Genomic DNA, 24579 nt, shown 5'->3' on the forward strand with positions numbered 1-24579 from the left:
CAAATGTTTGTAATGGTGGTGGAATCATGCAATATTTAACGGATAAGCTTTTGAATGGCCTGAATCCAGAGCAGCAAAGTGCCGTAAAAGCAACGGATGGCCCGCTTTTATTAATGGCAGGGGCAGGCAGTGGAAAAACAAGAGTATTAACGCATCGCATTGCGTACCTAATAGTAGAAAAACGAGTAAACCCATATAACATTTTAGCAATTACCTTTACCAACAAAGCTGCGCGCGAAATGAAAGAAAGAATCGGGAAAATGATGGGCGGAGCAGCGGAAGAAATCTGGATTTCGACCTTCCACTCGATGTGCGTACGTATTTTACGCAGGGATATCGACCGGATGGGCTTTAACCGCAATTTTACAATTCTTGACACAACTGATCAGCAATCAGTCATTAAAGGGATTCTTAAAGAAAAAAATCTTGACCCTAAGAAGTTTGACCCGCGGGCGCTATTAGGCGCGATTAGTTCTGCAAAAAATGAACTGATTGACCCTGAGGAATATGCGAAAACGGCAGGCGGGTTCTTTGAACAAACCGTAAGTGAAGTGTACACAGAATACCAAAAGCGGCTGCGCAAAAATCAGGCGCTCGATTTTGATGATCTGATTATGACGACGATTCAGTTATTTCAAAGGGTTCCAGAGGTGCTTGAATATTATCAGCGAAAGTTCCAATACATCCATGTCGATGAGTATCAGGATACCAATAGAGCCCAATATATGCTCGTAAAAATGCTCGCGATGCGCTTCAAAAACCTATGTGTTGTCGGGGACTCCGATCAGTCCATTTATCGCTGGCGCGGGGCGGATATTGCCAATATCCTTTCCTTTGAAAAAGATTACCCCAACGCTTCTGTTATCCTGCTTGAGCAAAACTACCGCTCGACCAAAAGGATTCTCTTGGCGGCTAATAAAGTTATTGAAAATAACCTGAACCGAAAAGCGAAGAATCTTTGGACTGAAAACCCGGAAGGTAACAAAATTGTTTATTACCGTGCTGATAGTGAACAGTCTGAGGCTCAATTCGTTGCAGGAAAAATTAAGGAACTAACCCGTGATGACAAAATTAAACTAACAGATATTGCTATTCTTTATCGTACAAACGCCCAGTCCCGTGTTATGGAGGAAGTGCTGCTTAAATCGAACATTGGATATTCGATTGTGGGCGGTACAAAATTCTATGACAGAAAAGAAATTAAAGACATGCTGGCATATTTGCGTTTGATTTCCAATCCGGATGATGACATAAGCCTGCAGCGGATTATCAATGTACCGAAAAGGGGAATTGGCTCAACCTCGTTTGATAAGATTGCTAATTTTGCAGCAATGCATGATATCTCCATCTATCAGGCACTCGATTCCATTGAATTGATTGGTGTAAGTCCTAAGATTACGAAAGCCGCGATTGAATTCCGCGACTTAATTCGCAATTATACAAATATGCAAGAGTTCTTATCCGTTACCGAGCTTGTTGAAGAAGTACTTGATAAGACTGGTTATAAGGAAATGCTCAAAGCGGAAAAATCATTGGAAGCACAAAGCCGCTTAGAAAACCTTGAGGAATTATTATCTGTAACCAAAAACTTTGAAGATACAAATGAAGATAAGAGTCTGATTGCCTTTTTAACAGATTTAGCCTTGGTAGCCGACATTGATTCATTGGATGAAGAGGGTGAAAAGGCGGATTCGATTACGCTAATGACACTGCACTCAGCTAAGGGCTTGGAATTCCCGGTTGTCTTCTTGATTGGCATGGAAGAAGGGGTATTTCCTCACAGTCGCTCGCTTATGGAAGAAGCAGAAATGGAAGAGGAACGCCGCCTTGCCTATGTGGGTATTACGCGTGCTGAGCAAAGCTTGTTCTTAACCAATGCCCAAATGAGAACCTTGTTCGGACGAACCAATATGAACCCAGCATCTAGATTTATCAGCGAAATTCCGGAAGACCTTTTAGAGGGTGTCGAACCAGAAAGACGCCAGGCTTCTCCTTTTGGCAGCTCAAGGTCATTCGGATCATCAGGCTCTTCATTTGGTGGCCGGGGAAGCACATTTGGCACCCCATCCGCACCTCGGAAACCCGTCATGCGCCCAGTTTCAGCCTCTTCCGGCGGTGATGAACTTGGCTGGAAGGTCGGCGATAAAGCCGAGCATGGTAAATGGGGTATTGGGACGGTCGTAAGTGTAAAAGGCCAAGGCGAAGGGACGGAGCTTGATATCGCCTTCCCAAGTCCAGTAGGCATCAAGCGCTTGCTCGCCAAATTCGCACCAATTAAAAAGGCGTAAGATTGAAATGTTAATGAAAGGGCTGGGTATATGGACCTTCAAATCGCTGAACAAAAAATAAATGAACTTAGAAACCTATTAAATCAATATGGTTATGAATATTATGTTTTGGATGCGCCGACCGTTCCGGATGCGGAATATGATCGGCTGATGCAGGAATTACTAGAGCTTGAAGAAAAGTTTCCGCAGCTTAAAACACAAGATTCACCTACGGTGCGAGTGGGCGGAGCTGTGCTGGATGTATTTGAAAAAGTCGAGCACCGGACGCCGATGCTAAGCCTTGGAAATGCTTTTAATGAGCAGGACTTAAGAGATTTTGACCGCCGAATCCGCCAGGCAGTCGGCGATGATTTTTCCTATGTTTGTGAACTAAAGATTGATGGACTTGCCGTTTCGTTAAGATATGAAAATGGGCTGTTTGTTCAAGGGGCGACCCGCGGGGATGGAACAATTGGCGAAGATATTACCTCGAATCTGAAAACCATCAAATCGATTCCGCTCCGTTTGCGGGAAAATGTCTCACTAGAGGTACGCGGTGAAGCCTACATGCCAAAGCGTTCCTTTGAAGCCCTAAACCAGGTACGCGAAGAGCGTGGCGAGGAGCTGTTTGCTAATCCTCGTAATGCTGCTGCCGGATCACTAAGACAGCTAGATCCGAAGATTGCTGCTTCGAGAAAACTGGACGTCTTTTTATACGGCATCGGCAATACCGGAGAAAGCGGCGTTATTTCGCATAGTGAAGGTCTTGATTTCTTAGACCATCTTGGATTTAAAACGAATAAAGAAAGAAGAAAGTGCTTGCTGATTGATGATGTCATTGATTTCGTCAATAGCTGGGTGGAAAAGCGGCCGGGTCTACCATATGAAATCGACGGTATCGTCATAAAAGTCGATTCATTGGAGCAGCAAGCTGCCCTCGGAACAACGGCAAAAAGCCCGCGTTGGGCAATTGCCTATAAGTTTCCGGCTGAGGAAGTGATTACAACGCTTTTGGATATCGAGTTAAGTGTTGGAAGAACAGGTGTCGTTACCCCAACAGCCATTCTAGAGCCGGTTAAAGTAGCAGGAACAACCGTTCAGCGTGCTTCCTTGCATAATGAAGATTTAATTCGTGAAAAAGATATTAAAATTGGTGATAAAGTTGTCGTGAAAAAAGCAGGCGATATCATTCCAGAGGTGGTCAATGTATTGGCTGACCAAAGGACTGGCGATGAAAGGGATTTCCACATGCCGACCCATTGTCCAGAATGTGAAAGCGACCTCGTCCGGCTTGAAGGGGAAGTGGCTCTTAGATGCATTAACCCGAAATGTCCGGCCCAAATTCGCGAGGGTTTGATCCATTTTGTCTCAAGAGATGCGATGAATATTGATGGGCTCGGAGAAAAGGTGATCAGCCAGCTTTTTGCTGAAAAATTAATCAGTGATGTGGCTGATATTTATAAGCTTACCCGCGACCAGCTATTAGCACTTGAGCGAATGGGTGAAAAGTCTGTTTCTAATTTATTGAAGGCCATTGAGGCATCGAAAAGCAATTCCCTCGAAAAGCTGCTTTTTGGCTTGGGGATTCGTCATGTGGGAGCGAAAGCAGCCAAGACGTTAGCAATAAGCTTTGGTACTATGGATAAGCTGGCATCTGCTGCGAAGGATGAATTAATTGCCATTAACGAAATTGGTGATAAAATGGCCGATTCGATTGTAGCCTTTTTTGAACAAGACGAGGCTGGTGAGCTTATCCAAGAATTAGTCGCTGCAGGCGTCAATATGGAATACAAAGGAGCAAAACCTGTTTCCGCTGAAGAATCGGATTCTATTTTTGCCGGAAAAACGGTTGTTTTAACAGGAAAGCTTGAGCAATTATCGCGAAATGAAGCGAAGGAAAAAATTGAAGCGCTCGGCGGCAATGTGGCGGGCAGCGTCAGTAAGAAAACCCATCTCGTCATCGCGGGTGAGGATGCCGGCTCAAAGTTAGCCAAGGCGCAAGAACTGGGAATTGAAGTATGGGATGAGGAGAAGCTTTTAGTAGAATTAAATAAGTAGTAAGAGGTGTTATCGACGTGAGAAAGCTCTCATTGCTCGCTCTCTCCTTTGTATTTTTGCTGAGTGCCTGTGCACCGAATTTTCAGAAGCAAAATGAAGTAGTTCAATCAAAGGAGAAAGTGAAAGGGAAGGCAATTATTCCTAAATATAATATTTCAGACAATTATTACCGGACCATCCTGCCATTTGAACCTGGGGAAGCGCGCGGGTTGGTCGTGAATAATATTAATACTCGCTATGACCTGAACGAATTTGAGACGGGACTAATGCGAATCGCCCAAAATAGTTTCAGTACAGATAAGTATTATTTTCGTGAAGGTCAGGAAATTAAAGGAAAGACGATACGACTTTGGCTAAACCGTAAATTTACGGATCCACAATTAAAGGCTGAAGGCCTTAAAGCCTCTGAAAATATCGGGTTAAACCCTGTAGATACAGCTGCCGCTGGTGCTGAACCAACATCACCGGTTTATTTGGCTCATATCTTAGAACATGATTATTTAACGAAAGATGATAAGGGAAATGTGTCTCTTGGCGGTGTTTCGATTGGACTTGCCCTCAATTCCATTTACTACTATCAAACCGTAAAAGACGGTCCTGTTTATGAGAAAAAAATTGATTATGCTGACATGGAAAGGGAAGGAAAGAAGATGGCTGAGGAAGTCGTTAAGCGGATGCGGGCGATGAAAGATTTAGCCGATGTACCGATTACGATTGGTTTATTTATGCAGCAGAGCAAATCTTCCGTTATCCCTGGGAGATATATTGCTTACTCAACCGTTGATAAAGGCAGCCAGACATTAAATGATTGGGAAAAAGGAAATGAAAAATATTATTTATTCCCTTCAACAGATGCCCAGGAAGATCATCGTGATGATGTGATTGCCTTCTTAAACTTTAAGCAGGATGTTGAAGAATATTTTCCTAATTTTAATGGTGTGATTGGCAAAGCATTTTACGTTGGAGATCAACTCCAGGAATTAAATATTACTATTCCGATTCAATTTTATGGGAAAACAGAAGGAATTGGATTTACCCAATATTTGACTGGGTTGGTTATGGAGCATTTCCCTAAATATATCTCTGTTTCTGTTAGTATTACGTCAGTCGACGGGCCTGAAGCCTTAATTGTCCGCAAAGCAAACGAAAATGAGCCATTTGTTTATATTTACCAGTAAAGTCCGGCCTTTGGGGCCGGTCTTTTTTTAAAAATTTTATCATTTGATACTCACAAATGAATCATGTAGAATGAACATTGGGTGTAAACGTTTTATACATAGGAGGGTTTTAGAACAATGGTACAACCTTACAAACACGAACCATTCACAGATTTTACAACAGAAGAAAACCGTCAGGCCTATCTTAATGCGTTAAAAACAGTAGAAGGTTATTTAGGACAGGATTATCCTCTTGTGATCGGTGGAGAGAAGATTACGACAGAAGATAAAATTGTTTCATACAATCCTGCAAATAAAGAAGAAGTGATTGGCCGCGTTTCAAAAGCGAACCAAGAGCTTGCTGAAAAAGCAATGCAGGCAGCTGTAGAAGCATTTAAAACTTGGAAAAAGACAAAGGCAGAAGTTCGCGCAGATGTGCTTTTTAAAGCAGCAACAATTATTCGCCGCCGCAAAAACGAATTCTCTGCACTTTTAACCAAAGAAGCAGGAAAGCCGTGGAGAGAAGCGGATGCTGATACTGCAGAAGCAATCGACTTTTTAGAATATTATGGCCGCCAAATGCTTGCATTGAAAAATGGCGTACCGGTAAATAGCCGACCAAATGAATTTAACCGCTATGATTATATTCCATTAGGAGTTGGGATCATCATTTCTCCTTGGAACTTCCCATTAGCGATTATGGCTGGAACAACTGTAGCGGCAATCGTTTCTGGTAATACCGTACTTTTAAAACCAGCTTCTACAACGCCAATTGTGGCTGCTAAATTCGTGGAAGTTATGGAAGAGGCAGGTCTTCCTAAAGGCGTGCTAAACTTTGTGCCAGGAAGCGGCGCTGAAGTAGGCGACTACTTAGTTGACCATAAGGATACTCGTTTTATCAGCTTCACAGGTTCACGTGATGTAGGACTTCGCATTTTCGAACGTTCTTCAAAAGTGAATCCTGGTCAAGTATGGATGAAGCGTCTAATTGCTGAAATGGGCGGTAAGGATACGATCGTTGTTGATTCTGAAGCTGATTTAGAGCTTGCAGCACAATCAATCGTTGCTGGCGCATTTGGTTTCTCTGGTCAAAAGTGTTCTGCATGTTCACGTGCAGTTATCGTTGAAGATGTTTACGATACAGTTTTAAACCGCGTTGTTGAGTTAACGAACCAATTAACTATTGGCGATCCAACTGAGCAGAGCTCTTTCATGGGTCCAGTTATCGACAATAGTGCGTTCAAAAAGATTATGGAATATGTTGAAATTGGAAAGCAGGAAGGTAAGTTAATGGCTGGCGGCGAAGGGGATGACTCTAAAGGTTACTTCATTAAGCCAACTGTTATTGCGGACCTTGCTCCAGATGCCCGCATTATGCAGGAAGAAATCTTTGGCCCAGTTGTTGGGTTTACTAAAGCGAAGGATTTTACTGAAGCGATTGAAATTGCCAACAACACCGAGTATGGCTTAACAGGTGCCGTTATCACCCAAAACCGTGCTCACTTAGAGCAAGCTCGTGAAGATTTCCACGTTGGTAACCTGTACTTCAACCGTTCATGTACAGGCGCAATCGTTGGCTACCAGCCATTCGGCGGCTTCAACATGTCAGGAACTGACTCAAAAGCAGGCGGCCCTGACTACCTATTGCTTCACATGCAAGCTAAAACTACTTCTGAAATGTACTAAGAAATATGAAACCTCTTCTCATTTTTTGAGAAGAGGTTTTTTACATAGGTGTCGATGAAGGACAAAACCCACCAAGGAAACTGGAAACCGGTCACTAAGAAGGGTTTATAAAGCCCGACCCCGCTCAAGAATACGTGGAGAATGTCCTTCATAAAGTGGATGAAGGACAAAACCCATCAAGAATGTTGGAAACCAGTCACTAAGAAGGGTTCATAAAGCCCAACCTGCTCAAGAATAAGAAGGAATTGTCCTTCATAAGGCGGATGAAAGACAAAACCCATCAAGAAAGCCAAAGAAATGTCCTTCAACCACCTTAAGGAACCTTCACCACAAACGGAACCGTGAATACCTTCCCGTTTTGTTGAAATTGTCCCCAGATTTTATAGATTCCCTTTTCAGGAAAAATCGTCATAAACGTAACCTTCGGTCCATTCCCCTCCATTGTCATCGGATGAATGTGCAAGTATTTCTCGACATCTCCGCTTATCGCAACAGCATGTCCCATTGCCCCTAAATAAGGCTCCAGATTTTTAATCGGTTTATTGCTTTGGGCATCACGAATGGTAAAAGTTATATGCGAAGTTTTTCCAGCCGTCAGATTTTCAAATGAAAGGGATACTTTTTTATCTTCGACCACTTTCGTTAGCTTTTTATCAGCGACAAGAGGCACTTCCTTTGCTGGTGCACCCTCTACCTGCAGCCAATGGCTTTCCACACTTGGGTCACCACCGCCTTTAGGGGTAAACTCGGAGATGAGTTTGTAATCTCCCCCAGCCGGAAAAGCCGTTTTAAAAAAGAATTCCCCATTTCCTTTATATTCTGGATGAATATGTGAAAAATAAGATAAATCCTTGCTAACAAGAAATAAATGCATTTTTTTCTCATGAACAGTATCAAAAGATTGAATCGGTTTATTGGCCTTGTCCATGATCAATATTGAAACGGGATAATCTTCGTTAGCTTTCGGATGGCCCGAGACTTTCCATTCAGAATTTGTTGGGACTATGTCTGTTGGTGTGGCACTCATTTGATGGTCCATTGTGGACTTGGGTACTTTTAAGGAATTACAGGCCGATAAAAGAATCATAGATAAAAGACAGAAGGCAATCATATAATATCGCAAGGTCATTCTCCTTTTCACAATAGTCCATTCTACTAAATATACATTTCCTATTTCCACCAATGCAAGAATTTCTTGACAGTAAATAAGTCACCTTAAGAAAAAATAATGTTAATATAAAGAAGTCACAATAATATTGAAACAATTTATAGAAATAATTCGTCATAAAATAAGAAGTGATTTTAAATGGAGGAAAAGGCCAGTTGATACCGTTCTATTTATTACATGTTACAGCGGTTGCTCATAGTGAAAATTTACTTTGGACCTTTTTATTATGCAATATTTTTGTTGTCAGCTCTGGTATTGTCTTTATGTATAGATTATTTACACAAAAAAAGGTGCGGATCGCAGGAATTACGTTTGGAATTGCCATAGCGATTAATTATGTCCTTATCGCTATTTACGGTGATATTTTTGATTTACTTGGATAGAGAAGGGGGAAGGTATAATTGAAATATTATCGTTTGTGGGTAATTGCCTTTTTATTAAAATTCATTGGTTCCGCTTGGGATGCCTCCTATCATTTTAAATATTTGTTTGAAGAATACTCCATACCCCATATTGTTAATACATTAGGCTTTGCACTGGGTGCCATTTTGCTTTTCCAAGAGTGGCGGCAGACGCAGCACATGGATCGTTTTTCTAGAAACCTGATTACCATTGGCTATGCATTATTTTTAATCGGGATTCCCTTAGATTTTACTTATCATATTGCCTACGGCATTGATTTGACAACATGGAGTCCGACCCATTTTATTTATTACATTGCCACCGATATAATGATTTTCGGCGTTTGGCGGGGATATTTTATCTATAGCCGGGACGTGAAACCGACTTGGAAGTCGATGCACACATGGTTTGCGATGTTTCTCCTTGAATGTTTTATGTTTCCGAACATGCAGCAGGAAAATGGGGCGATTTCCTATGATCAGTACATCCATGGAAAATCGATTGCCTCTAAAGAAATATTAGAACTAATCTCAGACCCTGCATCCCAAATTTTTGGCGGCATTCCGGAATGGGTGTATCCAATTTATTCCGTGATAATGGTAGCTGCCTTAACGATTATCATTATTAGGATTTACCGCAATTATTCCATTCCTGTGGCGGCAGCGGTACTGTACATCCTGCTAAGATTTGTGGGAAAAACGATCTTTTTCGCCGTCGGCTACCCAACTTCGTATGTCCCAATTACGATTATATTAATTCCGCTTTGCTTTTTCATATTTAAAAGGACCAACTGGATTGCAGGCCTCACGGGGAGTTTAGCATACTTTCTTGTCTTGTTTGCGATAAATAGATCCGGCATTTTGATCACACCGCCATTGGTAATATGGGAACTTGTCCCAGTTGCTTTAATTGGCATACTTGTCCCCGTCCTTAATTCTCAGATTAAGCGAATTTCACTTTGTCATAAAAATAAACAACCGGCTTAATAAAGGGTGCCCTATTGGGCACCCTCTTCTAGTTTAACGGGACGCTGTTGTTGTGACCGTCGCTGACTTCTTAACAATTGCTGAACCTTTTATCCCGAATAACAATCTTAATACAGGAATCCGCTTTATCACAAACTGGTAACAAAGCATAATCACCACAAACGAAGCAGTAACAAGGAAAATAAGTTTTACGGGCATTGGCCAAGACAAATCATAAATAAGATAGCCAAACAGAACGATGACAGGCTGGTGCAAGACGTAAAAAGGCATCGAGGCCTCACTGCCATACTTTAAGAAACGGTTTGAAAATGATAAATACTTGTCTGCCAAGAAAAAAATACATAACAGCCAGCTCCAGCAATTTAACGAATGAGCGGCATAAAAGATAACATCACTGATCGTGCCCGGCTGCGGAATCGCTTTCATAAACCAAACAATGAAAACAATGGAAGTAATCATCGCAATGCTGAAATGAATTTTGATCGTTTTTTGAAGGGCAGGTTTAAATGCTGCATTTGATAAAAAATAATAGCCGTAAATAAAAATGACAAGATAAAAGACAAGATCCCAGCCGCCTAAATTGACAGTTTTAATCACCCCAACCAAAAACAACAAAATGGGTAAGAGGATAAAATGAATCAAGCCAAATTTGTCTTTTCTGCCTATTTTTTTAAAAAGAGGCAAAGTAAGAAATGAAAATACCAAAAGGACGAGTAAATACCAAAGGTGTAAACCAAAGAAGGCAAAATTTCCAATTCCTCCAATACTTAAGTACAATCCGTCAAAATAATGAGGGAGGAAATCAACAAAAGATCCATTAAACTGATTGTGGGTTATCCGTTCAATATAAACCTGGGGAGGAGTCAAGAAGACTACCCCAAACAAAAGCGGTATTCCAAGACGTACCAATCTCTCACGGATGTAAACCTTCGAGGTCCGTTTTTGGAGGGTATACACCACACTTATTCCTGATACCGCAATAAAAATCGGCATAAGCCAGGAACCAGCAAAAAGCGAAAAAGCTAATATCCCGCCTGAATCTAGCTGATTGTTCTTCACATGCCATGGAAAGGGATTGAAGAACATGGAACAATGATAAAGAAAAACGGCCAGTGTGGCCAACACGCGAATCCAATCCAAATCATATTGTCTATTATCCTTTTTCATAAATCACCTCTAGTAATGGGTTCTAAGAAATTCCATTATTCTATGATTCATTTTTCCTAAATGCTCTTCAGAGGGGAAATGCCCACTATTGAATGCTTCATAGTTTGCTAGGTTTGAAAAAATATCCTGGGCAGCTCTCCGAATTTTATCCTCCGGAAAAAATACATCCTTTCGTCCCGCAATGACCAAGGTTGGAGCTTTGTAGTCTTCTAATTCACTTTTCTCTGTCAGCTTTGGCATATCCTGTTCAAGCTTCACGTATTTAAAGATACTTTCGATGATCTCTTTATCAATATCTTTCATGCTGTTATCTGATAGGGTATTCGCTATTTTATCCAAATGCTCTTTAGATCCGTTGAACTTAAACAGCATTAATGGCACAAGAATTTTTCGGATCATCTCAAACTTAGAACCTAGCTGGATGCCTGCAGGAGAAACTAATACGGAGCAAGCAATTTTCTCAGGCATGAATGCAGCGAGCCTTAAGATAATTCCGGCACCATAGGAAGGGCCGATAAAAGCTGATTTTTCAATTTGGAAGTGCCGCAGTAATTCAGAAATCCAGCGGGCGAAGCTATCATCCCGGGGAGAAATTCGAGTCTCAGCGCTCAAGCCTGGATGACCGATTGTATCAGGAGCATAAATTCGATAGTTTTCCAATAACGGCTTGAACCATGATAATGTCATTGGATTAATACAATTTCCGCCTTGAAAAATAAAAATCGGTTTCCCTTCTGCAGGTCCTGTTACTAAAACGTGAGTCTCACCAAATGAAGTTTCCACATAAATTCTCTCAAAATCGCTCTGTAGTGTCTTTAGATATTTTTCATAGAAGCCAAGAATACTACGTTTTCCAGCCTCACTTTTATAGATTGTAAGAGTACCCATAGAACACCCCGATATGTTAGATAATTCCATTTTATCACGATGGTCTAGGTTTATGACAATAATGTGAAAATCTTCACAAATCTTTTTGAAAAGTGACGAACGTCACAAATTTTAAACAGAAAGGTAATTACAATATAGCTATAGAGAAAAACGTATTTAATAAATAGGGAGAGACCCAATATGAAAAAATTAGTGATGATCGGTAACGGAATGGCAGGAGTCAGAACTATTGAAGAAATTCTCAAACTAGCTCCAGAACAATTTGAAATTACCATTTTTGGACAGGAACCACATCCAAACTATAACCGCATTAAATTATCAAACATTCTTCAAGGTGACACTAGCTTTGAAGAAATCATTATCAATCCGTTAGATTGGTATAAGGAAAATAATATTCAATTATTTACGGGTGAAGCGATAGTCAAAATCGATGTGGAAGGAAAACGAGTCATCAGTGACCAAGGCCGTGAAGTGGTCTTTGATGAATTAATAATTGCCACTGGTTCAAATTCTTTTATTCTGCCAATCCCAGGTGCTGACAAAATCGGTGTGACCGGTTTCCGTGATATCCATGATTGTGAAATGATGATCAAATCAGCTGAGCAATACAAAAAGGCTGTGGTAATTGGCGGTGGATTGCTTGGCCTCGAAGCGGCAAGGGGATTGTTGAACCTAGGCATGAAGGTAGATGTGGTACACCTTATGCCAAATTTAATGGAACGCCAATTAGATTCAATTGCTTCATCACTACTGAAAGCAGAACTAGAATCTCAAGGCATGAACTTTTTAATGGAAAAGGAAACCATCGAAATCCTTGGTGACGAACGCGTAACAGGTCTGCGCTTTAAGGATGGATCAGAAGTGGAAGCGGACCTCGTTGTCATGGCCATTGGGATTAAATCCAATAATGAAGTAGCAAAAAGCAGTGGGATTTATGTTAACCGCGGCATCGTCGTAAATGATTTTATGGAAACAAGTGTACCAAGTGTTTACGCTGTTGGTGAATGTGCAGAACATCGAGAAATTGTTTATGGCTTGGTTGCGCCATTATACGAACAAGGCAAAGTGCTTGCAAATCGGATATGTGGGTTAACAGCAGAACCTTATACAGGATCGGTTACCGGAACACAGCTGAAGGTTGCAGGAGTAGACCTGTTCTCAGCAGGAGAAATCTTTGATGATGGCCAAACCAAATCCATCATGGTTTACAATGAATTTGAAGGGATCTATAAACGGGTCTTAACAAGAAATAATCAAATTGTTGGAATTGTGATGTACGGTGATACAAAAGAAAGTACAAAACTATTCCGAATGCTGACGAAAAAAGAAGATGTTACAGGAATTTCTATTTTTCAGACTGAATGCAGTGCCGAGGCAGGCGGCGATATAGCCTCCATTCCAAATGATGAACTTGTGTGCGGCTGTAACGGGGTGACAAAGGGTGCAATAGTAGAGGCGATTAAAACACAAGGCTTGACCACACTTGATCAAGTAAGACATTGCACGAATGCCGGACGTTCTTGCGGCCGCTGTAAGCCGATGGTCAGCCAAATTCTTGCCCATACGCTAGGGGACCAATTTGATGCTGCAGCTGCTCAGAAAACAAGTATTTGCGAATGTACCACCATTAGCCGAGAGGAATTAGTAGAGGAAATCAAAGCTAAGGGTTTAACAAGTGTTAAAGAAGTCATGAACGTTCTCGAATGGAACAATGAAGAAGGCTGTACAAAATGCCGTCCAGCGATTAACTACTATCTCGGTATGATTTACATGGATGAGTATAAAGATGACCGCGATTCCCGTCTTGTTAATGAAAAAATGCATGCGAATATCCAAAAGGATGGAACCTATTCTGTTGTTCCAAGAATGTATGGCGGGGTGACTACCACAGCCGATTTGAAAAAAATTGCGGAAGTTGCTGAAAAATATAACGTTCCTCTAGTAAAATTAACAGGAGGACAGCGGATTGGATTATTCGGTGTTACAAAAGAAGATCTGCCAGGTATGTGGGAGGAGCTTGATATGCCTTCTGGGTATGCATACGGAAAAACGCTTCGTACGGTCAAAACCTGTGTGGGCGCCCAGTTCTGCCGCTATGGTACACAGGATTCTATGGCTTTAGGCATTGAGCTTGAAAAGAAATTTGAACGTCTTGATACACCGCATAAAGTAAAAATGGGGGTATCAGCCTGCCCAAGAAACTGTTCTGAAGCAGGCATCAAGGACATCGGCTTTGTCGGCATTGATGGCGGCTGGGAGATTTATGTAGCCGGTAATGGCGGTGTTGACCTTCGCCCTGGCGATTTGCTATCCACAGTCAAAACGACAGAAGAAGTAATGGAAGTGACCGGTGCCTATTTGCAATACTATAGGGAAACGGCTAATTACTTGGAGCGGACTTCTAAGTGGGTGGAGCGCGTCGGCCTTGATCATGTAAAAGAAGTTCTAGCAAACGAAGAAACTCGTAAGGCCTTGAATGAGCGAATGGATAAAACATTGAAAAAATACAGTGAACCATGGAATGAAGCGATTCAAAGTGAAGAAATTAAAGATAAGTATTTTACTAAACACACTGTCAAGGTGGGGGAGTGAGTCGACATGCTGCAAACAATTACTCGTATACCTGTTGCCCATTATTCAAATGTAAAGATGAGATCCGGATATTCCATCAAAATTGATAACAAGGAAATTGCTATATTTAAATTAACAAATGGCAAGGTGTATGCCATTGAAGACCGCAGCCCCCATCCAAAGGGGGGGGTCCTTTCCGAAGGGTTAGTTAGTGGTGAATACGTATATTGTCCCGTTTATGATTGGAAAATTTCATTAGCAGATGGAAAAGTGCAGGCACCGGATGAAGGACAAGTTAGGACGTTTAAGGTAGAATTAGAAAATGATATTATTTTTATTATACTAGAGTAAGCATTATTCGCGGGGAGGCTGCACGATGGAAAAAGGTAAGGTATTTTTAGTAGGCGCAGGGCCAGGGGACATCGGATTAATTACCGTAAAAGGATTGGATGCAATAAAGCAAGCCGATGTCATTCTTTATGACCGTCTAGCCAACCCGAAGCTGTTGGAATTTGCCCCAAACAAGTGCGAACTGGTTTATGGAGGCAAGCTGCCGGAGCGCCACTTTATGCGCCAGGAAAATATAAATGATTTTCTGGTAGAAAAAGCCTTACAAGGCAAAATAGTTGTTCGTTTGAAAGGCGGCGACCCAGGTGTTTTCGGCCGGGTGGGCGAAGAAGCGGAAGCCCTGGCGCAGCATCAAATTCCTTATGAAATCGTCCCAGGCATAACTTCAGGAATTGCAGCACCCCTATATGCCGGGATTCCGGTAACCCACCGGGAGCACGCAGAATCCTTTGCAGTCGTTACTGCCCATGATAAATCCAAGGATGGAAAACCAAATTTGGACTGGGAAAGCCTAGCCCGCGGTGTGGATACCATCGCCTTTTACATGGGTGTCGGAAATTTACCGTTTATTTGTGAAAACCTTATTCGTAATGGAAAGCCTTCAACCACTCCTGTGATCTTAATTCAATGGGGCACTTTTGGCCGTCAAAAAACCTTGCAAGGTACATTGGCTGACATTTCAGCTAAAGTGTTGGAAGCAAAGTTCAGAAACCCATCTATTATCCTTGTCGGCGAGGTCATTTCCATCCGTGAAAAAATTAGCTGGTTTGAGAAAAAATCATTACATGGCAGGCAGATTTTGCTCGCTCGCACAGGTACTAGCCCTAGCGTACTGGCAAAGGAATTAATGGCACTTGGAGCCGATGTAATTGAATTTCCAAAATGGAAGAAGACTCCTTTACCAATAGATGTTTTAAAAGCGGCTGCCTTTGAAAAAATTCTGTTTGCCTCACCTGAAAGTGTTGAAGAATTTTTCACAGCCGTGATAGAGCAGCAATTAGATATCAGGACGATTGAAGCGGACTTTTATGGAGCATCCATTAAAACCATTAAAGCACTAAACAGCCGTGGATTTAAGGCACATCTAGCTGATGAGCCTGGAGATTATCTTGTTGTCGGCGATGATAGCATTTTGATAAAAGGCTATGAAAACGTGATGGTTACAAGCAAGAAAGAAATCGACCAGCAGTTCTTGCCTATTTTTAAAAGAATGTTAGGAGAAGCGACATTGAATACCATGGTATTCCCAAGCAGCGCCGCAGTTGAACCATTTATCGAAGCATTAAGCGAATGCGGCATTTCTGCTGTAGAGCTTTTGAAAGAATTACAAGTAATCAGTATGGGGAAACAAACATTGGATGCAGTTGAGGCAGCGGATCTACGGTCGGATGGTATGCCGGAACAAGCAACGAAGGAAGCCTTGATAAATTATTTAGAGGGTCGTCAATGAACTCATTCTATCCCATTATATTACGGCTTGAGGGTAAAAAAGTAGTAGTCGTGGGCGGCGGTAAAGTAGCCGAGAGAAAGGTGAACGGTTTACTTGGGACAGGAGCGGATGTATCCGTAATAAGTCCGGAGGTAACGGAAACGATTCAAAAACTTGCGGATGAGGGAAAGATTGTTTGGCAGCAAAGGCCTTTTTCAGAAGAAGATGTTTATGGTGCTTTTATGATTTTTGCAGCGACAAATGATCAAGCATTAAATCAAAAGGTGAAAGATTCAGCAGTTCCTCACCAGCTTGTAACCATTGCCGATAATCCAGATGAATCGAATTTTCATGTTCCCGCACACTTGCATCGCGGCCGGTTAAGCATTTCTGTTTCAACTGGCGGTGCAAGTCCAACTCTTGCAAGGAAAATTCGTGAACAGCTTGAACAGCAGTTCAATGAGTCATATGAAGCTTATTTGGAATTTCTGTATTTAAAGCGGCAATGGATTTTGAAAGAGGTGGAGGATGCCTCTTTAAAAAGAAAACTATTAGCTGCAATGGTTAGCCCAGATTTTTTATATAGTGAAAATCGCGAGCAGGATTTTCAAAAATTATATCATGAGCAAGCAGGTACCTTAGATTAGGGTACCTGTTTTTTTATATGGTGCTAGTACAAAAGTATTAACCAGTACAACTTAAGGATTATTTTACCTATTTTTATAAAATTTTCAGAAAAGTAGTTCCATTTTTGAAAAGTGTGTTATATAATACAAAACGAGGATAGTTACTGTATTATAACAAAGAGGTGATCTAGTTCGTGTCGACGCAAAAGTCTCGTATTGAGGTGACCGGGGCTTCGAAAGCCCAGTATGATGAGATTTTAACACCAGAAGTATTAAATTTTATTGAAGAGTTTGAGTGTAAATTCAGAGGCAGGTTTATTGAACTGTTACAATGCAGGGATAAATTCCAGCGGGAAATAGGTGCACAAGCCTATGCCTGCAATAGTTAAGCTGTTTTAAGGCTTATGATTAAATAATTGTTTTACTGACTGTTTAGGTATGAAAGTTTTAAAAAATATTTTAATAGATTAATAGGAGGAATTTAACATGACAAATTCAAGAGTAGCAGAGTTACAAGAAAGCTGGGAATTGGATAAACGCTGGAAGGGGATTACAAGACCATATACCGCTGAGGATGTTATCAAGCTTCGCGGCTCGATTGATATCGAACATACATTAGCAAAAAAAGGCGCAGAAAAGCTTTGGAAGCTTTTGAATGAAGAGGATTACATCAATGCCCTTGGCGCCTTAACAGGAAATCAGGCTGTTCAGCAAGTAAAAGCAGGACTGAAAGCCATTTACTTAAGCGGCTGGCAGGTTGCAGCAGACGCCAACCTTTCCGGACATATGTATCCGGATCAAAGTTTATACCCAGCAAACAGTGTACCAAGCGTTGTAAAACGGATTAATCAAGCCTTACAGCGTGCCGACCAAATCACTCATTCTGAGGGCGACAACTCTATTGACTGGTTCGCTCCAATCGTCGCCGATGCTGAAGCTGGCTTTGGCGGACAATTAAACTGCTTCGAATTGATGAAAGGGATGATTGAAGCAGGTGCTTCAGGCGTTCACTTTGAAGACCAGCTATCTTCCGAGAAAAAATGCGGCCACTTAGGCGGTAAGGTGTTGCTGCCAACTCAAACGGCGGTTCGCAACTTAATTGCTGCTCGATTAGCAGCAGACGTTATGGGCGTTCCTACAGTATTAGTAGCTCGTACAGATGCCAACGCTGCTGATTTAATTACTAGTGATATCGATATGAATGACGCCCCATTCATTACAGGAGAGCGGACACCTGAAGGCTTTTTCCGTACAAAAGCAGGCATTGATCAAGCGATTGCCCGCGGCTTAGCTTATGCGCCATATGCTGACCTAATCTGGTGTGAAACTTCCGAGCCAAACATTGAAGAAGCAAGACAATTTGCGGAAGCTATCCATGAGCAATTCCCTGGCAAACTATTAGCCTACAACTGCTCACCTTCCTTCAACTGGAAAAAGAAACTGGACGAAGAAACGATTGCAAAATTCCAGCAAGAGCTCGGCAAAATGGGCTACAAGTTCCAGTTCGTAACACTAGCAGGTTTCCATGCGCTAAACCACAGCATGTTCGAGCTTGCCCGCGGCTACAAAGAGCGCGGTATGGCAGCCTACTCCGAATTACAGCAGGCTGAGTTCGGCAGCGAGCAATACGGCTACACTGCAACACGTCACCAGCGTGAAGTTGGTACTGGTTACTTCGACCAAGTATCCATGGTCATCTCAGGCGGAACCTCATCCACAACAGCATTGAAAGGTTCTACCGAAGAAGAACAATTCTCAGCGAAAAAATAAATGCAGATTTGAATCCTTCTCTCCATTTGGAGAGGGGGATTTTTTTATTGGGGTAGTTTACTCTTGGATAGTGGTGAATACTCTCAGAAGAGCTGCGAATACTCTCGGAAGAGCAATGATTACTCTCAACAAGTTAAATCGCTCTCGCATAAGACGGTTTTACTCTCGAATAACCTTGTTTTACTCTTAAATTGCACATAATCTCAATTTTTTGAAAATCACACTTTTTGAGTTATTATCATACAAAATAATAGCCTTGTAGATGGAGTTGATTTTTTTGAAAAAGCAAACCGTGGAAGAGGTTTTGCAGCAAGGAATCCATGGGCCCATGGAAACCAAGCCTGATGAGCGGCGTAAATACTTAGGAACCTTGCGTGAACGGATTATTGTGGCCCTGTTGAAAAACCAAGTTGCCGAAACAAAAGTTTATCCCCAAATTGAACGGTACATGAAGGAAAATCCTAGAGCGCATCTTTTTTTAAACGGCAGTATGAGCTATGAGAACCTATCCAAATATGTAAAAATCGCTACCAAGAATAAAATCGAACACACCATTGTAACCAATAAAGGCCATGATACAGAGTTTGGCTTAATCTTGGCAATGAACTATGCCATTGATAAAGAAGAAATTCTAATTACGAAGAACGTCCCGATTAATCAGCCAGCCAAAAAGAAAAAGGGGCTTCTCGCAAGGTTTTTGAAAAAATTAAAATAAGAAAAAAGGCGTAATCCAAACGGATCTACGCCTTTTATTCAGCGGCAGCAAAAACTTCAACAGTCGACTTCAATTCCATTTCAACATTACCTTGAACAGCACGGCTAATCATGCAGGAGGCTTCCGCTTTCTTGGCAAGCCGATGTGCCAATTCAATCTCTTTTTCGGCAGCATTTCTTTTTAAGACAATATGGGGCCGATGAATAATCTTCTTATAAGTAATAACCCCTTTGGTGACATCTACAATTCCCTCAGATTCCATCGTTAAGCTTTCCTTCTCAAGCCCGCTTCGCTCCATAATGGCAGCAAGAGTAATGATATAGCAGGTTGCGGCAGCCCCAAGCAGCATTTCATCAGGATTGGTGCCAACTCCCGGACCATTCATTTCAGGTGGTATCGACACTTTCGTCTTCAAGTTGGCGGTTTCAATTTCTCCAACATCATTCCTTAATCCCGGCCAATTAGCTTTTAAATGAAAGTGATGTTCAGCCATTTTAAATTCCTCCTTTTTATCTAGTGCAAGATTGAAAATATATGGTATTTTTATAGGAGCATTGTAAATTATTTTGGAGTAGTGTAAGGATGAAAATATTAAAAAAATTTGCTTTAACCATAGTTCTGTTACTTTATTTAGCCATTCTGACAAAACTTATTTTATTCAAATATATTCCGTTAACAGAGATTATTCATCATTTTAATTTTACATACAATGAATACCACTGGCGTTCCAACAATTTTGTACCATTTAAAACGATTTACTTTTACCTTTACTTAGCTGATATCAATTTTACTATTATAATTGAGAATTTAGTCGGGAACGTTATCGGTTTTGCTCCATTAGGGTTTATTTTACCATTATTATCAAAAAAGTTCTTAAAATTGAAACCTGTCATTCTTGCCGCCTTCAGTCTTAGTTTAACCTACGAAGTTCTGCAGCTTTTATTTGCATTTGGCAGCTTCGATGTCGATGATTTAATTTTAAACACCCTTGGAGGGTTTCTGGGTTTCTTACCTATTAAAATCATTCACTTTTTCTCCAAAATTAAGAAAAAGCAATCTATAAAAAGAAAGAAAGTTAGCTAATTGGAGGGAGATTTATGTCTGTAAAAGGTATAAACCATCTGCTTTTTTCTGTTTCCAATTTAGAGAAATCAATTGGATTTTATCAGCAGGTTTTTGATGCTAAGCTACTGGTAAAAGGAAGAAGTACCGCTTATTTTGACCTTAATGGAAACTGGCTTGCTCTTAATGAAGAAAGGGATATCCCTCGAAATGAAATTTATCAATCTTATACTCATATTGCTTTTTCAATCGATGAAGCAGATTTTAATAAAATGACCGAAAAACTTAAGGAATTCAACGTCAATATTCTCCCCGGTCGTCAAAGGGATGAAAAGGATAAAAGGTCAATTTATTTCACGGATCCTGATGGCCATAAGTTTGAATTTCATACAGGGACATTACAGGACAGATTGGACTACTATAAGCAGGAAAAAACACATATGGAGTTCTACGAAAAATAAGGGGGTAATGCTCCTTTTTTCATGCTAGAAATCTAAAACACCTCATAATTGTTAATACTGATGTAGGAATCATTGCAGTAAAGCGCAAAAGTTTGATATTATCAATATTAAAATAATACTGAAAAAAGGGATTGGGGGGTTATCGAACATGTCACGAATTTCCACTGATCAGGTTAAGCACGTGGCCAATCTGGCTCGTTTAGCAGTTTCTGAAGAAGAAGTTGAAAAATTCACTAAGCAGCTGGATGCAATTATCTCTTTTGCAGAACAGTTAAATGAATTGGATACAGAAAATGTAGAACCTACATACCATGTACTTGATTTGAAAAACGTATTGCGGGAGGACATTCCAAAACAAGGATTGCCGCGTGAAGAGGTACTAAAAAATGCGCCTGAGCATCAGGATGGCCAAATAAAAGTACCATCGATTTTGGGAGAGTAAGGAGTGAAAAGATTGAGTTTATTTGATTATAAAGTTTCAGATTTGCATGAGCTTTTACATAAAAGGGAACTAAAGGTTTCAGACCTCGTTGATGAGTCGTATAAACGAATTGCCCAGGTCGAGGACAAAGTCCAGGCTTTTTTAACGTTGGACGAAGAGCGGGCGCGCCTTACAGCGAAATCGCTTGATGAGAAGCTTAACACGGATGTGACAAAGGGCTTGCTATTCGGCATGCCGATTGGATTAAAGGATAACATGGTGACAAAGGGCTTAAGGACAACTTGTGCGAGTAAGATTCTTGAAAACTTTGATCCAATCTATGATGCAACTGTTGTTCAGAAGCTTCAGCAGGCAGAAACAGTTACCATAGGTAAGCTTAACATGGACGAGTTTGCCATGGGTTCTTCAAACGAAAATTCACGATTCCAAAAAACACGCAATCCATGGAATCTTGAAACGGTTCCTGGTGGTTCTTCAGGTGGTTCAGCAGCATCCGTTGCAGCAGGGGAAGTCCTGTTTTCATTAGGTTCCGACACAGGCGGTTCCATCCGTCAGCCAGCAGCGTTTTGTGGTGTGGTTGGATTAAAGCCAACCTATGGCCGTGTTTCCCGCTTTGGTCTTGTCGCATTTGCCTCATCACTTGATCAAATCGGACCGATTACGAGAACAGTAGAGGATAATGCCTATCTGCTTCAGGCGATTTCTGGTTTAGATCCAATGGATTCCACCTCTGCGCCTGTAGAGGTTCCAAACTTCGCAAGTGCTCTGACAGGAGATGTGAAGGGTTTAAAAATTGCTGTTCCGAAAGAGTATTTAGGCGAGGGTGTCAGTGAATCAGTCCGTCAATCTGTGTTAGATGCTTTAAAAGTGCTTGAGGGACTGGGAGCAGTTTGGGAAGAAGTATCACTGCCGCATTCAAAGTATGCTCTTGCGACCTACTATTTGCTGTCATCCTCTGAGGCATCAGCGAACCTGGCCCGCTTTGACGGTGTACGTTACGGTTATCGTGCCCCTGATGCCGAAAGTTTAATGGAATTATATAAAAAGACAAGAGCTGAAGGCTTTGGAGAAGAAGTAAAACGCAGGATTATGCTTGGCACCTTTGCTCTTAGCTCTGGTTATTATGATGCTTATTATAAAAAGGCACAGCAGGCACGTACGTTGATCAAAAAAGACTTTGAAGATGTTTTTGAAAAATATGATGTTATCGTCGGCCCAACAACGCCAACACCAGCCTTTAAAATTGGCGAGAAAATCGATGATCCATTGACGATGTATGTAAATGATATCTTAACGATTCCATTAAACCTGGCCGGTTTACCAGGAATCTCAGTTCCATGCGGCTTTGATGGCGGCCTGCCGCTGGGCTTGCAAATCATTGGCAAACATTTTGATGAAGCAACGGTTTATCGCACAGCACATGCGTTTGAACAGGCAACAGATTTTCATAAACAGAAGCCAAGATTGTAGGGGGTGAAGAGAGTGGAATTTGAAACAGTGATTGGACTTGAGGTCCATGTTGAGTTAAAAACAGAATCAAAAATCTTTTCTGCCAGTCCAAACCATTTTGGTGCTGAGCCAAATACGAATACAAGTGTCATCGACCTTGGTTATCCGGGAGTATTGCCGGTTCTGAATAAAAAAGCAGTAGAATTCGGGATGAAAGCGGCAATGGCCTTGAACTGCGAGGTGGCGACACACACGAAGTTTGACCGGAAGAACTACTTTTATCCAGACAATCCAAAGGCCTATCAGATCTCGCAATTTGACAAGCCGATTGGCGAGCATGGCTGGATTGAAATCGAAGTAAATGGCTATACGAAGAAAATTGGGATTACCAGGATTCATTTAGAAGAGGATGCTGGAAAGCTGAACCATGAAAAAGGCTACTCCTTATGCGATTACAACCGTCAGGGAACTCCGCTTGTTGAAATCGTTTCGGAGCCGGATATCCGCACCCCTGATGAAGCCTATGCTTATTTGGAAAAATTAAAATCAATCATTCAATATACCGGTGTTTCCGATTGTAAAATGGAAGAAGGCTCACTTCGCTGTGATGCCAACATCTCCATTCGTCCAGTAGGGCAAGAAGAATTTGGAACAAAAACTGAGTTGAAGAACTTGAACTCGTTTAACTTTGTCCGCAAGGGTCTTGAATTTGAAGAAAAGCGCCAAAGAGAAGTGGTTTCTTCAGGTGGAAAAATCGATCAGGAGACACGCCGCTTTGATGAAGCTACCGGTGCAACATTGTTGATGCGTGTAAAGGAAGGTTCGGATGATTACCGCTACTTTCCAGAACCAGACTTGATGGATATATATATTGATGAAGATTGGAAGGCACGAATTCGCGCTGAAATTCCCGAACTGCCGGACCAGCGTCAAAAGCGCTATGTGGAAGAGCTTGGGTTGCCAGTTTACGATGCAAAGGTTTTGACAGTTACAATAGAAACAGCTAATTTCTTTGAAGCAACGGTTAACGCAGGTGCAGACGCAAAGATGGCTTCCAACTGGGTAATGGGTGAAGTGTCTGGGTATTTGAATGCTGAAGGGAAAGAGCTGCATGAAGTTGCATTGACCCCTGAAGGCTTAGCAAGCATGATCAAGTTGATTGAAAATGGAACAATTTCCTCAAAAATTGCGAAAACCGTTTTTAAAGAGTTAATTGAAAACGGCGGGGATGCCGAGCAAATTGTGAAAGACAAAGGTCTTGTTCAAATTTCTGATGAGGGAACGCTACTTAAAATTATTGCAGAAGTTCTTGATGCTAACCCTAAATCTGTGGAAGATTTCAAGGATGGAAAAGCAAAAGCAGTGGGCTTCCTTGTTGGCCAGCTGATGAAAGCGACCAAAGGACAGGCCAACCCGCAATTGGTAAATCAATTGCTGCAGCAAGAATTACAAAAGCGTTAAATGGTTAAGCTGGCAGAACGACTCTGCCAGCTTTTTTAATGAGAAAAAAGTCGAGCATGGTTCGACATTATTTTTTTCAATTTCCCGGGAAAAAACCAAATAAAATAAGGAATTGCGTCCCTATCAATTAAACGTTTGATTAACAAGGAAAAATACGAGAACTTGTCGAAGTCTGTATTATAACTGGGAATTTGAAGTCTTTCGACAAGAATGGAGGATGAAAAAGGGCGATGAACCATCCTCTCGTCATTTTTCTCTTCATATTAATTGAAAAACCCCACTATTTATATGGTCTAATACAGTTTTTAATCAAACGTTTGATTAGATTTCTTAGAACTAATCAAACGCTTGATTAAAAATACAAAATACATTGTTTTGACGAGCTTTTCTTCTAAAATCAACTAGGAAATTTGTCGAAAATAAAAGATATTGTTTTTGGCTGCTAGCTTAATATAATAGCTTAAAA

The 24579-nt window shown here is 41.2% G+C and carries 22 protein-coding genes; 18 read left to right on the plus strand and 4 right to left on the minus strand.

What is annotated here, in order from left to right; translation table 11 throughout:
* Positions 1-26 precede the first annotated feature (26 nt).
* The 4 genes from pcrA to pruA all read left to right on the plus strand — a co-directional run bounded on the left by pcrA (position 27) and on the right by pruA (position 7168).
* Positions 27-2288: a DNA helicase PcrA gene (pcrA, locus tag V7161_RS15525; RefSeq protein WP_335713888.1), complete on the plus strand. Its 2262-nt coding sequence runs from the start codon at positions 27-29 to the stop codon at positions 2286-2288.
* 30 nt (positions 2289-2318) lie between these two features.
* Positions 2319-4325 carry an NAD-dependent DNA ligase LigA gene (gene ligA / locus V7161_RS15530; RefSeq protein ID WP_335713889.1) on the plus strand — a complete coding sequence of 669 codons (2007 nt, stop codon included), beginning with the start codon at positions 2319-2321 and terminating at the stop codon, positions 4323-4325.
* 17 nt (positions 4326-4342) lie between these two features.
* Positions 4343-5503: a CamS family sex pheromone protein gene (locus V7161_RS15535; RefSeq protein ID WP_335713890.1), complete on the plus strand. Its 1161-nt coding sequence runs from the start codon at positions 4343-4345 to the stop codon at positions 5501-5503.
* Positions 5504-5620: 117 nt separating this feature from the next.
* Positions 5621-7168 (plus strand): L-glutamate gamma-semialdehyde dehydrogenase, encoded by a 1548-nt coding sequence (pruA, locus tag V7161_RS15540; RefSeq protein ID WP_335713891.1) that lies wholly within the window; start codon positions 5621-5623, stop codon positions 7166-7168.
* Positions 7169-7481: 313 nt separating this feature from the next.
* Here the strand turns inward: pruA and V7161_RS15545 are convergent, their stop codons facing one another.
* A complete protein-coding gene (locus tag V7161_RS15545) occupies positions 7482-8291 on the minus strand; it encodes a hypothetical protein (protein WP_420491626.1) in 810 nt (269 codons plus the stop codon).
* 200 nt (positions 8292-8491) lie between these two features.
* Here V7161_RS15545 and V7161_RS15550 point away from each other — a divergent pair, with 200 nt between their 5' ends.
* Both V7161_RS15550 and V7161_RS15555 read left to right on the plus strand, forming a co-directional pair.
* Positions 8492-8719 carry a hypothetical protein gene (locus tag V7161_RS15550; protein WP_289986399.1) on the plus strand — a complete coding sequence of 76 codons (228 nt, stop codon included), beginning with the start codon at positions 8492-8494 and terminating at the stop codon, positions 8717-8719.
* 18 nt (positions 8720-8737) lie between these two features.
* Positions 8738-9724 carry a hypothetical protein gene (locus V7161_RS15555; RefSeq protein ID WP_335713892.1) on the plus strand — a complete coding sequence of 329 codons (987 nt, stop codon included), beginning with the start codon at positions 8738-8740 and terminating at the stop codon, positions 9722-9724.
* A gap of 33 nt (positions 9725-9757) precedes the next feature.
* Here V7161_RS15555 and V7161_RS15560 read toward each other — a convergent pair whose 3' ends face one another.
* Together V7161_RS15560 and V7161_RS15565 are read right to left on the minus strand one after the other, a co-directional pair.
* On the minus strand, positions 9758-10891 hold the full coding sequence (locus V7161_RS15560; RefSeq protein ID WP_335713893.1) for an acyltransferase family protein: 1134 nt from the start codon (positions 10889-10891) through the stop codon (positions 9758-9760).
* A 9-nt stretch (positions 10892-10900) separates the two neighbouring features.
* The gene (locus V7161_RS15565; protein ID WP_335713894.1) at positions 10901-11779 is read right to left on the minus strand and encodes an alpha/beta fold hydrolase; all 879 of its coding nucleotides are present in this window, start codon (positions 11777-11779) and stop codon (positions 10901-10903) included.
* Positions 11780-11959: 180 nt separating this feature from the next.
* Here V7161_RS15565 and nirB point away from each other — a divergent pair, with 180 nt between their 5' ends.
* The 7 genes from nirB to V7161_RS15600 all read left to right on the plus strand — a co-directional run bounded on the left by nirB (position 11960) and on the right by V7161_RS15600 (position 19238).
* Positions 11960-14371, plus strand: coding sequence for a nitrite reductase large subunit NirB (gene nirB, locus V7161_RS15570; RefSeq protein ID WP_335713895.1), 2412 nt, complete (start codon positions 11960-11962; stop codon positions 14369-14371).
* Between the two features lie 6 nt (positions 14372-14377).
* Positions 14378-14701, plus strand: a complete 324-nt coding sequence (gene nirD / locus V7161_RS15575; protein WP_335713896.1) for a nitrite reductase small subunit NirD — start codon at positions 14378-14380, stop codon at positions 14699-14701.
* Positions 14702-14726: 25 nt separating this feature from the next.
* Positions 14727-16148 (plus strand): uroporphyrinogen-III C-methyltransferase, encoded by a 1422-nt coding sequence (gene cobA, locus V7161_RS15580; protein WP_335713897.1) that lies wholly within the window; start codon positions 14727-14729, stop codon positions 16146-16148.
* Complete coding sequence (locus V7161_RS15585) at positions 16145-16774, plus strand: NAD(P)-binding protein (RefSeq protein ID WP_335713898.1); 630 nt, start codon at positions 16145-16147, stop codon at positions 16772-16774. Before cobA ends, V7161_RS15585 begins: the two co-directional genes overlap by 4 nt.
* A 173-nt stretch (positions 16775-16947) precedes the next feature.
* Positions 16948-17142: a hypothetical protein gene (locus tag V7161_RS15590; protein ID WP_335713899.1), complete on the plus strand. Its 195-nt coding sequence runs from the start codon at positions 16948-16950 to the stop codon at positions 17140-17142.
* Positions 17143-17239: 97 nt separating this feature from the next.
* Positions 17240-18523 (plus strand): isocitrate lyase, encoded by a 1284-nt coding sequence (aceA, locus tag V7161_RS15595; RefSeq protein WP_335713900.1) that lies wholly within the window; start codon positions 17240-17242, stop codon positions 18521-18523.
* Positions 18524-18800: 277 nt separating this feature from the next.
* The gene (locus tag V7161_RS15600; RefSeq protein ID WP_223596103.1) at positions 18801-19238 is read left to right on the plus strand and encodes a YueI family protein; all 438 of its coding nucleotides are present in this window, start codon (positions 18801-18803) and stop codon (positions 19236-19238) included.
* A gap of 34 nt (positions 19239-19272) precedes the next feature.
* Here V7161_RS15600 and V7161_RS15605 read toward each other — a convergent pair whose 3' ends face one another.
* The gene (locus tag V7161_RS15605) at positions 19273-19731 is read right to left on the minus strand and encodes an OsmC family protein (RefSeq protein WP_335713901.1); all 459 of its coding nucleotides are present in this window, start codon (positions 19729-19731) and stop codon (positions 19273-19275) included.
* An 89-nt stretch (positions 19732-19820) separates the two neighbouring features.
* On the opposite strand from V7161_RS15605, the gene V7161_RS15610 reads away from it, so the two are divergent.
* From V7161_RS15610 to gatB, 5 genes are all read left to right on the plus strand, one after another.
* The gene (locus V7161_RS15610; RefSeq protein ID WP_335713902.1) at positions 19821-20321 is read left to right on the plus strand and encodes a VanZ family protein; all 501 of its coding nucleotides are present in this window, start codon (positions 19821-19823) and stop codon (positions 20319-20321) included.
* Between the two features lie 14 nt (positions 20322-20335).
* Positions 20336-20761 (plus strand): FosM family fosfomycin resistance protein, encoded by a 426-nt coding sequence (gene fosM, locus V7161_RS15615; protein ID WP_335713903.1) that lies wholly within the window; start codon positions 20336-20338, stop codon positions 20759-20761.
* A gap of 148 nt (positions 20762-20909) precedes the next feature.
* Entirely contained in the window at positions 20910-21203 is a 294-nt protein-coding gene (gene gatC, locus V7161_RS15620) for an Asp-tRNA(Asn)/Glu-tRNA(Gln) amidotransferase subunit GatC (protein WP_223596117.1), read from the plus strand.
* 12 nt (positions 21204-21215) lie between these two features.
* Positions 21216-22673 (plus strand): Asp-tRNA(Asn)/Glu-tRNA(Gln) amidotransferase subunit GatA, encoded by a 1458-nt coding sequence (gene gatA, locus V7161_RS15625; protein ID WP_335713922.1) that lies wholly within the window; start codon positions 21216-21218, stop codon positions 22671-22673.
* Between the two features lie 12 nt (positions 22674-22685).
* Positions 22686-24113 (plus strand): Asp-tRNA(Asn)/Glu-tRNA(Gln) amidotransferase subunit GatB, encoded by a 1428-nt coding sequence (gene gatB / locus V7161_RS15630; protein ID WP_335713904.1) that lies wholly within the window; start codon positions 22686-22688, stop codon positions 24111-24113.
* Positions 24114-24579 lie beyond the last annotated feature (466 nt).

Origin of the sequence: Neobacillus drentensis (genome assembly GCF_036965425.1) — a bacterium.
GTDB lineage: Bacteria > Bacillota > Bacilli > Bacillales > Cytobacillaceae > Neobacillus > Neobacillus drentensis_F.